This window comes from Myxococcus xanthus, assembly GCF_013116825.1.
Taxonomy (GTDB): Bacteria; Myxococcota; Myxococcia; order Myxococcales; family Myxococcaceae; genus Myxococcus; species Myxococcus xanthus_B.
This window is the reverse complement of record NZ_JABFNS010000127.1, coordinates 16,668-27,492: the sequence shown is the minus strand read 5'-3', so window position 1 is coordinate 27,492 and position 10,825 is coordinate 16,668. Positions and strand designations below refer to the sequence as shown.

The following is a 10,825-nucleotide window of genomic DNA, read 5'->3' as shown; positions in this document are numbered from 1 at the left end:
CCTCCCCCTGAGGTCTGCCATTGCCAGCCTCCCCCACGCTCCCGCCAAGCGCCCTCACCCTCCGTTGCGGGGACAATGTATGTCTGCTTTTCAACCGCCTTGAATTCTTGCGCTGCGGGCTCCTCTACCCCAGAATGAGTCCCAAACGCCCCACCCCTGGTAAATTGCGCCAGAATTTACAGTGAGGTTGCGATGATTTGTCCTCACTGTATATATTGACTCATTCATTGCCCTCCCGCCGCATTCCCAACCGGAGCACTCTGGACCCTCCCCCATGGAATCTGTCGCCCGCTCCCAGACTTCAGCGCCTCGCCAGGTCGTACGGACCGTGCTTCATGAGGCCCTGGAGAGCAAACTCGGTGGGGAGGTCGTGGTCCGGTCCACCTCCGTGTCCGGACGGATCTTCGTGGTGGCGCGGAAGGTGGCCTGGGCGGTCCTCAACGGGCCGGGGGCGCTCAACTTCTCCTCGGTGCTCATCCGGGAGCGGGTGGTCAGCCGCGAGGACATCGAGCAGGTGGTGGCGGAGTGTCGGCAGAGCGGGGGCAACTTCTGCGAGACGCTGGTGACGTGGGGCCTGGTTCCCCGGGACACCATGCGAGACCTGCTGCGTCGCCACATGTCGGAGCAGTTGGAGGCCTTGCTGTCGCTGACGGACGCCCAGGCCATGTTCGTTCCGCAGCCGCGCACCTACTCCAGCCAACTGACGTATGGCCTGGATGAGCTGATTTCCACTGTCGCGAAGCCACCCACCCACCCGCTGGTAGAAAGCGAAGTCATGGCGAACGTGAAGCAGTCCCTGGAAGAGACGCTGAAGATCGAGGGGGCCTTCGCGGCCTGTCTGGCGGACTCCAAGAGCGGCATGTGCCTGGGCAGTGTTGGCGGCACCCCGGCCTTCAACATCGAGACGGCGGCGGCGGCCAACACCGAGGTCGTGCGCGCCAAGATGAAGGCCATGAGCATGCTGGGCATCAAGGACCGCATCGAGGACATCCTCATCACGCTCGGCGAGCAGTACCACCTCATCCGCCCGCTGTCGGGCAAGGAGGGCCTGTTCCTGTACGTGGCCCTGCACCGCGCCAGCGCCAATCTGGCGATGGCCCGCTACAAGCTGTCCGAGGTCGAGAAGTCGCTTCAGGTGTGAGCCGCCCCCCAGGTGGATGAGCGCCCGCCCGCCAGCCGGGCGGCGCGCCCCACCCCGCCTCGGACGCGCCCAGGTCGATGCGCGCCAGGGCCCCGCCTCGTTAGAGAGTGCAGCCCCTTCCTGTTGGCACCCATGAAGTCCGTGCGACCGCACGGCGCGGGTGGCCCCGGACGCGCCGGGAATGACGCGGCGCAATGGCAGGTAGAGGAATGACACGTCCCATGAGGGGGGCAAGAGAGGCACCATGTCCTGTCCACAGCCACGACCCACCGAGTTCCGCCTTCCGCTGCGGGCCGAGTCCTTCTCCATCGACGACCACCGCAACGTGCACTGCCGCTTCTACGGCGGCTGCATCGACGTCGCGGTGAAGAAGGACTGGGATAGCTTCACCTGCGCCAAGTGCCCTCTGTTCCACGAGGACCAAGCCCCGGGCGCCAGCGCGTACGCCTTCAACCAGCCCGCGGACCCGGGCCGGCCCTAGCGGACATCCCCGGACAGGCCCCGGCGGTGCGCGCTTCCATGGGACGAGGGAACGCCCCACCGCCGGAGCCTCTGTTGACCAGCCCACGCGAAGCCGGGACTCCTGGAGGGAGTAGGCATGCGGGGCTCCTGACGCCAGCTTGGGCGCAACCTGCACGGGCGACTCCTCCGCCTGAAGGGAGAGGCCCCCCATGCTGCGCCAGCTCCTGCTCTCCGACTTCCGTTCCGAGGGCCCCGCCGCCGGACACGGCTGGCCGCTGGTGCAGCACACGTTTCCCACCGTGCAGTTCGCGCCCCTGGCCGCCGGGCGCGGGGGCCGCGTGCTCCACCTGGACGCTTCCGAATGGAACGCACCAGCCTTCGACCCCATCGCCTGGGACGCTCGCGTCTTCGAAGCGGCGGAGAGCACCGAATGGCTGTCCTTGCATCTGGACGGCGCGAGCTGTGAGGCGCTCGTCGTGGCCGCGCTGGAAATCCTCACCCGCTATCAATGTCTGGTGCGGCGCCGCAACGCGGCCTCGGCCACGCCACTCTTCAGCCGGCTGCTGGCGCGGTACCGCTCGCTGCATGATTTGGAGCAGCCCCGGGTGCGCGCGGAGTTCCACCGCGCGGTGGATGCCTGGCAATGGACGCTCCGGCTGCGGCCAGATGTGGACCTTCCGCCCCAGGCCGCGGCCTTCTTCCATGAGGGAGAGCAACCCGTGACGCCGGTTCGCGCCGACCGCGCGGTGCAGGTGTTGGAGGAGGCCGGCGCGGATGACGCCACCTGCCGGCGCGTGCGGGAGTTGCTGACGCGCGACGCGCGCATCGCCAACGCGCGGGACGTGTCCCTGTTGGACACCGCGGACGCGCTGTCGTTCTTCTGCCGGGAGTCCTCCGCCTGGTTCCGCGAGGCCCCGCCCGAGCACCGCCGCCGTCAGGTGGCCCGGATGCTCGCGCGGCTGCGGCCCGAACACCTGCGCTGGTTGGGGCACATGCGCCTGGCGCCGGCCGTGCGCGGACAGCTCGAGGTCCTGGTGGCCGCCCACTTCCCGGTGGACGGCACGGCCTGAGCTGGACGGCACGCGCGCGGCCGCCCACCCTACGCGTGAACGGTCCGGTCCGGCGGGCAGCCCAGGGCGTTGTCGTTCATCGTGACGTCGCCCGTGAGGCCAGCGGCCTGCTCCCGCTCGGTAATCTCGCGCAGGTGGCGCTCCTGCTTGTGCCCCATGGCTCCGCCCAGAATCACGGCCATGATGAGGACGGAGAAGATGACGACTCCCAGGATGGTGGCGCCAAGGATTTCCATGAGCTGACCCTCGCTTGCTGGGGCCGCGCGCCACGGAGGCAAGCACGGCCACGTTGTCTCCACCCTGGAAAGGTGTGTCGTCCCGCCCTTCACGGCGCTGCTTCCCCGGCCGTCCCTGGCAGGGACGCCCGCCCGCCCCACACGCAGGTGGCCAACGCGAGAGCACGTCTGGCATCCACGGGCCACCCCCCTTCTGGCGGGAGGACGGCTTTCAACAGCCGACAGTTGAAGACATCAAACGCGGAAGCCTTGGCACGCAGCCGACAAAGCCTGCCACCGCGATACAATGAGAGGCGACGGAGGAAGGTGGTATCGGCGCCTGCCCACTGTACGCGGAGCGGCTGGGAATGGACAGGCGGGCAGGCGGGCCCTCTTCGCCTCTACCGCACTGCCACCCTCCGGCCAGGGAACGAGCAACTCCCACATGGCGGGTTCGGGGGAGGGACACCACCTTCCGCAAGCGGATATCGCCTGAGAGGGATAGGCCGCGTGAGGAGCGTGACACCCCCATGTGGAGCCCATCTCCCCGTCGAGTCCGTCCCGCGCCGTGGCGCGTGCGGGGGGGGACGCGCGCATCCGCGCGTCCCCTGGCGGCCCCGCTGACGACGTCCCGTCCCATGGACCCACACGCACCGCTGCGCCCCTATCGGGGACGGCCGCATGGCGTGTCCTCCATGGCCTGTGGACTGTCACTCACCACGTTGGGCGGCGCCGGCATCCAGGTGCTGGGCCCTTCCTGTCTGGAGCGGCTGCGTCGGCGGAAGCGGGGGCACCATCGCTGGTGGCACCGCTCCCAGGAGCCGCTGATGGAGTCCATGGAGACGGCCCTGACCATGGCGCTGCTCAGCGTGTCCGTCCTGCCGCTGGTGGGTGACGACAGTCCACCGGAGGAGTGGGCCGCGCCCCCCAGCCCGGTGCGCGACATCCGGGACGAGGCTCCGGACGACGACCTCGACTTCGAGTCTGCCTTCGCGTCCTACTAGCGCGCCTGTTAACACCGGGGCATGACGACCGCGCTCCGCTCCAATCCGCTGCTGTCGGACCGCGACGTGGACTTCCAGCTCTACGAGGTGCTGGATGCCGCGTCGCTGTGTGCCCTGCCCGCGTTCGCGGAGCACTCCCGCGACACCTTCACCCTGCTGCTGGACAGCACGCGTCGCTTCGCGCGCGAGGTGCTCTACCCCACCTACCGCGACATGGACGCCCAGCCCCCGTCCTTCCGCGACGGGCGCGTCCACGTCCACCCGCTGATGCGCGAGCTGTACCCGCGTCTGGTGGAGCTGGGCCTGCTCACCGCCACGCGCCCGCCCGACGTCGGCGGCCAGCAACTGCCGCTCACCGTGCACGCGGTGTCCACCGCGTATCTCATGGCGGCCAACCTGAGCGTCTACGCCTGGCTGGGCCTGACGCTGGGCGCGGCGCACCTGCTGGAGGTGTTCGGCACGCCGGAGGTGAAGGCGACCTTCATGGAGCCGATGTACCGGGGCGAATGGACGGGCACCATGGCCCTCACCGAGCCGCAGGCGGGCAGCAGCCTCGCGGACGTGCGGACCCGCGCGACGCCCGCGCCGGACGGCACCTGGCGCATCCAGGGTTCGAAAATCTTCATCAGCGGCGCGGACCAGGACTTCAGCGAGAACGTGGTGCACCTGACGCTGGCGCGCATCGAAGGCGCGGAGGGCGGCACGCGGGGCATCTCCCTCTTCGCGGTGCCCTCGCGGCGGCCGGAGGGCGGCGCGCTGGTGGACAACGACGTTCGCGTGGCGGGCGTCATCCACAAGATTGGCTGGAAGGGCATCCCCAGCCTGGCCCTCAACTATGGCGAGTCGGGCGGCTGCCACGGCTGGCTGGTGGGACCTCCCGGCCGGGGCCTGGCGTGCATGTTCCAGATGATGAACGAGGCGCGCATCATGGTGGGCATGAACGGGGTGGCCACCGCGACGGTGGCGTACCACGAGGCCGTGGCCTACGCGCGTGAGCGCCCCCAGGGACGGCCCACGGGCGTACGCGACGCCACTCGGCCGCAGACGCCCATCATCGAACACGCGGATGTGCGGCGGATGTTGCTGCGGCAGAAGGCCATCGTCGAAGGGGGGTTGTCGTTACTGCTCGCCGCGTCGTACCAGGCGGACCTCGCGGGGCATGGCCAGGACGAAGCCACGCGCCAGCGCGCGGGCCTGCTGGTGGACCTGCTGACGCCCGTGGCGAAGTCGTTCCCCGCCGAGCGCGGCTTCGAGGCCAATGCGCTCGCGGTACAGGTGCATGGGGGCTATGGCTACTCCAGCGAGTACCTGCCCGAGGCCTGGTTGAGAGACCAGAAGCTCAACAGCATCCACGAGGGCACCACCGGCATCCAGGGCCTGGATTTGCTGGGGCGCAAGGTGGTGGCCGGAGGCGGCGCGGCGCTCCAGTCCTTCGCGGAGGAGGTGGGCACCACGGTGGCGAGAGCACGCGCGGCGGGCGTGACGCCGGAGTGGGGCGAAGCGCTCGAACAGGCCCTCGCGGAGACCACCACCGTGGTGACGGAGCTGGGCGCGCGAGGCATGTCCGGCGAGGTGGAGTTGATGCTGCGACACAGCGCGGACTTCCTGGAGCTGTTCAGCGTGCTCGCGGTGGCCTGGCGCTGGCTGGCCCAGGCCGCGGCGGCGAAGGAGGCGCTGGGGCGCGGAGCCCCGGACGCCGGCTTCTACGAGGGCAAGCTCGCCGCGGCGCAGTACTGGTTCGCGGTGGAGCTGCCCCGAGTGCCGCTGCTCGCCCGGCTCTGCCGGACAGGAGAGGATTCCTACGCGCGCATGCGCCCGGAGTGGTTCTGAGACGACGCCCCCGACGATTCTCCTGCATGAATCGTTGGAGCTCGTAAGATGTAAAGCGTGACTGTTTCTTTCCACCTGTGCCAGCCCGGTGGAGGCGCGTCGTGCGGTGCCTGCTGCGGCCTCTACAACTTCCGGGACCATTCCCGCCTGGCCGTGGCGGAGCAGCTCTCCATGCAGACGGAACGGCTGCGCCGCGTGCCCTGGGAAGCCTCGGCGTGGCACGAAGCCGCCCGTGAGTTGCTGGCGGCCCGGCGCGCCGAGCCCATGTTCTCCGCCGTGCGGGTGTGTCCGCTGCTGGGCTTCGTGGACAACGAGCGCAAACAGGTGGGCTGCCTGGCCCACCCACTGGTGACGGGCGGCACGGACCTGCGGGACTGCGGCGTGTACCGCTCGTCCGTCTGTGAGACGTTCACCTGTCCCTCCTTCGGTTGGCTGACGGACGCCCAGGCGAGGCTGGTGCAGGTGGCCTGCGCGGATTGGTACCTCTACGGGCTGGTCATCACCGACGTGGAGTTCGTCCGCGGCTGCCTGCGCCTGCTGGAGTGGGAGCTGGCCGGGCCCGCGCGGCCGGAAGTGCTCATGGAGCAGCCGGAAGCGCTCGCCGCGGTACGGCGGATGTTCGCCCTGAAGGAGACGGCGCCGCGACGGGGCACGAACGCCACGGTGTTCGGCCGCTTCAACCGGGACGCCGATGGCGAGCCCGTGCCGCGCACCGTGGACTACGTGAAGCTGGGCGTGCGCGCGTCGCCGGAAGACGACGTGGTGCTGTGCCTGGGCTATGCGCCGAAGGACGCCACGGAGCTGATGGGCGCGCGCGAACTGGTGCGCTCACACGTGAAGGCCGTGGCCCGCGCGCTGGCGGCGTGACGAGTGTCCAACCGTCATCGCGGATTTCCAACGCACGGCTCCCGCCGAGGGGCCGGCGCACACAGTTTGCATTGGAAGCCGCGAAACGGAACGCGTGGGAACTCGAGGGGCACAGGATGGGAAGAGGATGGGCGTGGGTGGGAATGCTGGGACTCTTCGCGTTGACGACGGGTTGCCGCGAGCGGGAGCCTCGGGCGGTGGTGGTCACGCCCAGCGGCGTGAAAGCGGACATGACGACCAGGGCCATTGAACGCGAGCCCGCGATGGTGGTGAACGGCTCGACAGCGCCCGCGGCACCCCAGCCCGCCATGGCGATGCAGGAACGGGCGCCCCGGATGAACACCCCGGCGCGAGCACCCACGGCCCTGAGCGACACGTCCGTGGCTCCGCTGGAGGGCGCCCCCGTGCGCGCCCCGGCCCCGGTGGCGGAGTCCTCCACCCCGCAAACGCAACAGCGGGCGACCTTGAGGCGGGTGATGATTGGCTCCGAGGCGGTCCATGCCTGGGAGGATGCGGAGTCCTCCGCCCTGGAAGCACAGCAGCAGGCGACCGCGAGCCGGGTGATGATTGGCTCCGAGGCGGTCCAGGCCCGGGAGGATGAGGACTGGTATCTGGGCGCGGCGCGCGCGGCGCAGGACGCGACGGTGGAGCCGGGCCAGGGCGGCTCGGGCAATGCGCCCCTGGAGGACGTCATCATCGCCTCCAGCTCCGTGAACGGGCGCGTCACGCGGGTGAAGCAGAACACCCTCACCGTGAAGGACCGGGAGGGCGGCGTCTACGAGCTGGAGCTGGACCAGCGCAGCCGTGGCCTGCGGCAGGGGCGGAAGGTGCCGCTGCGTCAACTGCGGGAAGGCACGCCGGTGCGTGCGCAGTTCGTCCTCATGGGTGGCCGCACCGTCGCGCGCGACGTGCAGATCCACCGCTGAGACAAGCCCGCGCCGTGGTAGGGCCTGCCAACAGGGAGGCCCTGCCCGGCGTCATCACCGCCTGAAGCCCGCTCGCTCGTCCGCACACCGGGCAAGCGCAAGGGCCCCTGGCTTTCGCCAGCGCCGCGCGCCTCCTGGGATATCGGGGCCCAAGCCTCGGAGGCGAGCGCATGCAGGAGCCCATTCCACCGCGGTCCCACACGTCCGGCTGGCGCCGTGCGTGGCGCCGCCTGTGGGTGACACTCACTGCGAAACCCACCTGGACGCAGGCGCCCCGCCGCGACTCGGGCCCCGGCGCCCACGAGTCAACCGATGTGCGACCACCTCCGGCGGGGGCTCCACACCGTGGCCGCGCCTGGCTGGGCATGCTGGTGGCACTGGGCTCGATGACCGCATGCGCGCCGCGCGGAGCGGGCTCCGCCCAGCCGTCCATTCCACCACCGCCCCGGCTCTCCGCGTCACAGGTCGCGAAGCTGATGCCGCCGCAGCTCCAGGACCGCGAGGGTTGGGCGCGCGACGTGCTGGCCGCGCTGGAGGTGGAGGAGCTTGCCCCGTCACCGCCGGCGGTGTGCTCGGTGCTGGCCGTCATCGAACAGGAGTCCGGCTACAAGGTCGACCCGGCTGTCGCGGGGCTTCCGAAGATGGTCCGCGCGCGCCTGGAGGAGCACGCGAACAAGCTGGGCCCCCTGGGCCGCAAGGTCCTGGCGTCGATGCTGGAAGGCCGGGCGAAGGGCAGCAAGAAGACGTTCGACGAACGGCTGCGCGCGCTGCGCACCGAGCGCGACCTGGACCGGCTCTTCCGCGACATGCTCGCGTACTACGAGAACGAATTCCCGAGCACCTTCAAGGTCGTGGACTTCGCCAGCGGCGTCTTCGCTTCGGGGAACCTGCACGAGTTCAACCCCGTCACCACCGCCGGTTCCATGCAGGTGAGCGTGCGCTACGCGATGCAGAAGGCGGGCGAGGACGCGGACCCGGCCGAGGTGCGCGAGTCGATGTACACCCGCGCGGGCGGCGTGCGCTACGGCACCGCGCGGCTGCTGGGTTACGAGGCCGCATACCCCGAGCCCCTCTTCCGCTTCGCGGACTACAACGCGGGCGTCTATGCCTCACGCAACGCCGCGCTCCAGTCGCAGGTGAGCCGCCTCACCGGCCACCCCCTTACGCCCGACGGAGACCTCCAGCTCTACGACAAGCAGGGGCAGCCGCGCAGCGAGGACAGCAAGTCACTGCTGGCGCTGCTCGCCTTCCGTCAGCGCTTCGCCCCCGAGGAGCTCAGCGAGCGTCAGGTGCGCCGCGACGTGCGCGAGGAGAAGGAGCCGGACTTCGAATCCACCGACACGTTCCGCGCGGTGAAACGTGTCTACCAGCGGGAAACGGGCGAATCGCCGTCCTACGCCCAGCTCCCCCGGGTGACGCTCCAGAGCCCGAAGCTGAAGCGGGAGCTGACCACCGCGTGGTTCGCGCGCTCGGTGGACCAGCGCTTCCAGAAGTGCATGACCCGCTACCGCGCGCTGACGGCGAAGTAGCGGGCCCCGGGTTCAGCGACCACGCCTCACGGCGTGGTGAAGAACGAGCTGAGAGTGTCCGCGCGCGCCTGGGGCAACCGGTCCATGGTGCTGAACGGGAAGCGCTCCATCTCGTAGTACGGAGCCTCCACGGCCGAGACACGCAGGTAGTAGATGCCCCCTGGCGCCAGCGTCCCGGGCGGCAGCCGCACCTGGGTGAGCGAGCCGGGCACGGTCACGCTGCCATGCAGCACGCTGGTACGGAAATCCTCCCGGAACCGGTAGATGGCAATCCGGTAGGCGGCCGGTGACCCCACCGAGGGAGGCAGCCACGCGATGACGGGACTCGCGGAGCCCACCTCACGGGAGTCACTGGCGGGCAGGCCGTCAATGGTCAGCTCACGCGGCGGAGACACGCGCGGCAGGATGGGTCCGGCGACGAGGCTCTCCAGTCGCTCGTAGGTATACATGCTGCCGGACAGGTAGGCCCAGAGCCCGGAGCCCCCCGGCACTTCCGCTTGGACGCGGAATGAGTACTGCGCTCCGCCCACCATCTCCCACGAGGATGGGAACGGGTTGCCGTACGACAAGCGCCGGGTGAAGTTGAACGAAGTGCCCCGCGGAAACATCAGGGACAGCGCCTCCCCCGAGTACCCCACCCAGCCGTCGCTCAGGCCGTGGGCCGCGGGCATGACGAAGAACGAGGGGTAGTTGGCCGTCGCGAGCGGGTGCACCGCGTGTACGTACCGGGTGAAGTCCGGCAGGCGCCACTCGATGGGGAACTCCGTCATGGGCACGGGGCGCATGACGCCCGTCAACGGCATGGGGGTGATGCCATCCGGGACGAAGTCGAACGCCCCCATCTCCACGCTGCGCACCAGGGCCGAATATGCCAGCGGGGTCCCGTCCGGCAGCGTCCCCGCGTCCATCTGGCCGTGCTGGCTCACGTACAGACGGTCTCCCCGGTCCGCCTCGAAGACAGGCAGCGCATAGCCGCTGCTCACCCACATCTCCGCGTTGTTGCTGAGCAGGTGCGTCTGCCCTTCAAGCACCTCGTCGAAGACATTCACGCCGCCATAGAGGTCCACCTGTGCGGACGCGACCTGCAGGCTCGAGCCCGGCTGCGTCACGCCTCCGTATGGCACCCATGGCGCCAGGTTGACGAGGTTCACCTGGGCGGGCGACCCATACCAATCACTGAAGACCGTATCGGGACGGCCCAGCCGGTTGCTGCCAATGTCGACGGCGCGCGCGGACGTGACGACGAAGCTGTTGCCCGTTCGCAGGTAGTACGCACCGGACGGGATGCCCGAGAAGCGCCAACCTTCCGGAGACGCCGAGCCCGACACGACGCTGAACGTGTTCCCGGAGGGGACGTAGATTTCAGGAGGATTCGCGGAGAGGTCTTCCTGGCGCTCCGCGACGCCCACCGCCGTGTGGAAGCGCGTGGTCCGCGTCACCAGCACCACATCGTCGGAATCACCGGGCTCACTGATGTCGGACCGCGGCTCGTCCGTGCCCGCTCCGTCCGTTCCGTCGCCCGAGGGACGGTCCGAACTCACGGGCGACTGTCCGTCGCCGAAATCCGAAGCGGAACCTGGTTCGCCACCCGCACAACCAAGCCAGGCAGCACAGGTGGGCACCAGCAGCAGCGACCAGTGACGCAAACGCATATGACCCCCATGGAGGATGAAGCGCCGAGCACCCTACCGAGGGCCTCTGACATCTCCTGCTGGGCGGCCAGACGAGCTGCGTTCGGGACAGAGGATTCCGCCCCGAAGGCACCGCCGGCCCGACAACCT

10 protein-coding genes are annotated in these 10,825 nt (G+C 69.6%); 8 read left to right on the top strand and 2 right to left on the bottom strand.

Translation table 11 applies throughout. The features are described 5' to 3' along the window. Window positions 1-328 precede the first annotated feature (328 nt). The 3 genes from HNV26_RS38680 to HNV26_RS29325 all read left to right on the top strand — a co-directional run bounded on the left by HNV26_RS38680 (window position 329) and on the right by HNV26_RS29325 (window position 2,673). Window positions 329-1,141 (top strand): hypothetical protein, encoded by an 813-nt coding sequence (locus tag HNV26_RS38680; protein ID WP_366817053.1) that lies wholly within the window; start codon window positions 329-331, stop codon window positions 1,139-1,141. Between the two features lie 244 nt (window positions 1,142-1,385). Next, complete coding sequence (locus tag HNV26_RS29330) at window positions 1,386-1,622, top strand: hypothetical protein (RefSeq protein WP_140787474.1); 237 nt, start codon at window positions 1,386-1,388, stop codon at window positions 1,620-1,622. A 190-nt stretch (window positions 1,623-1,812) separates the two neighbouring features. Then, on the top strand, window positions 1,813-2,673 hold the full coding sequence (locus HNV26_RS29325) for a DUF4202 domain-containing protein (RefSeq protein ID WP_171442176.1): 861 nt from the start codon (window positions 1,813-1,815) through the stop codon (window positions 2,671-2,673). Window positions 2,674-2,702: 29 nt separating this feature from the next. Here the strand turns inward: HNV26_RS29325 and HNV26_RS29320 are convergent, their stop codons facing one another. Next, window positions 2,703-2,909, bottom strand: coding sequence for a hypothetical protein (locus tag HNV26_RS29320; RefSeq protein ID WP_171442177.1), 207 nt, complete (start codon window positions 2,907-2,909; stop codon window positions 2,703-2,705). Between the two features lie 617 nt (window positions 2,910-3,526). Here HNV26_RS29320 and HNV26_RS29315 point away from each other — a divergent pair. From HNV26_RS29315 to HNV26_RS29295, 5 genes are all read left to right on the top strand, one after another. Next, the gene (locus tag HNV26_RS29315; protein WP_253817177.1) at window positions 3,527-3,892 is read left to right on the top strand and encodes a hypothetical protein; all 366 of its coding nucleotides are present in this window, start codon (window positions 3,527-3,529) and stop codon (window positions 3,890-3,892) included. Window positions 3,893-3,913: 21 nt separating this feature from the next. Then, window positions 3,914-5,722 carry an acyl-CoA dehydrogenase gene (locus HNV26_RS29310; protein ID WP_171442178.1) on the top strand — a complete coding sequence of 603 codons (1,809 nt, stop codon included), beginning with the start codon at window positions 3,914-3,916 and terminating at the stop codon, window positions 5,720-5,722. Window positions 5,723-5,779: 57 nt separating this feature from the next. After that, window positions 5,780-6,589 carry a hypothetical protein gene (locus tag HNV26_RS29305; protein WP_171442179.1) on the top strand — a complete coding sequence of 270 codons (810 nt, stop codon included), beginning with the start codon at window positions 5,780-5,782 and terminating at the stop codon, window positions 6,587-6,589. 143 nt (window positions 6,590-6,732) lie between these two features. Next, complete coding sequence (locus HNV26_RS29300; protein WP_216612827.1) at window positions 6,733-7,515, top strand: hypothetical protein; 783 nt, start codon at window positions 6,733-6,735, stop codon at window positions 7,513-7,515. Window positions 7,516-7,685: 170 nt separating this feature from the next. After that, window positions 7,686-9,044, top strand: a complete 1,359-nt coding sequence (locus tag HNV26_RS29295) for a DUF1615 family protein (protein ID WP_171442181.1) — start codon at window positions 7,686-7,688, stop codon at window positions 9,042-9,044. Window positions 9,045-9,070: 26 nt separating this feature from the next. Here the strand turns inward: HNV26_RS29295 and HNV26_RS29290 are convergent, their stop codons facing one another. After that, on the bottom strand, window positions 9,071-10,585 hold the full coding sequence (locus tag HNV26_RS29290; RefSeq protein ID WP_366817051.1) for a hypothetical protein: 1,515 nt from the start codon (window positions 10,583-10,585) through the stop codon (window positions 9,071-9,073). Window positions 10,586-10,825: the final 240 nt, after the last annotated feature.

Coding starts and splice junctions, on each gene's coding strand:
- HNV26_RS29320 (WP_171442177.1), bottom strand. CDS start 2,909: ATGGAAATCCTTGGCGCCACCATCCTGGGAGTCGTCATCTTCTCCGTC.
- HNV26_RS29300 (WP_216612827.1), top strand. CDS start 6,733: ATGCTGGGACTCTTCGCGTTGACGACGGGTTGCCGCGAGCGGGAGCCT.
- HNV26_RS29315 (WP_253817177.1), top strand. CDS start 3,527: ATGGACCCACACGCACCGCTGCGCCCCTATCGGGGACGGCCGCATGGC.
- HNV26_RS29330 (WP_140787474.1), top strand. CDS start 1,386: ATGTCCTGTCCACAGCCACGACCCACCGAGTTCCGCCTTCCGCTGCGG.
- HNV26_RS29295 (WP_171442181.1), top strand. CDS start 7,686: ATGCAGGAGCCCATTCCACCGCGGTCCCACACGTCCGGCTGGCGCCGT.
- HNV26_RS29325 (WP_171442176.1), top strand. CDS start 1,813: ATGCTGCGCCAGCTCCTGCTCTCCGACTTCCGTTCCGAGGGCCCCGCC.
- HNV26_RS29310 (WP_171442178.1), top strand. CDS start 3,914: ATGACGACCGCGCTCCGCTCCAATCCGCTGCTGTCGGACCGCGACGTG.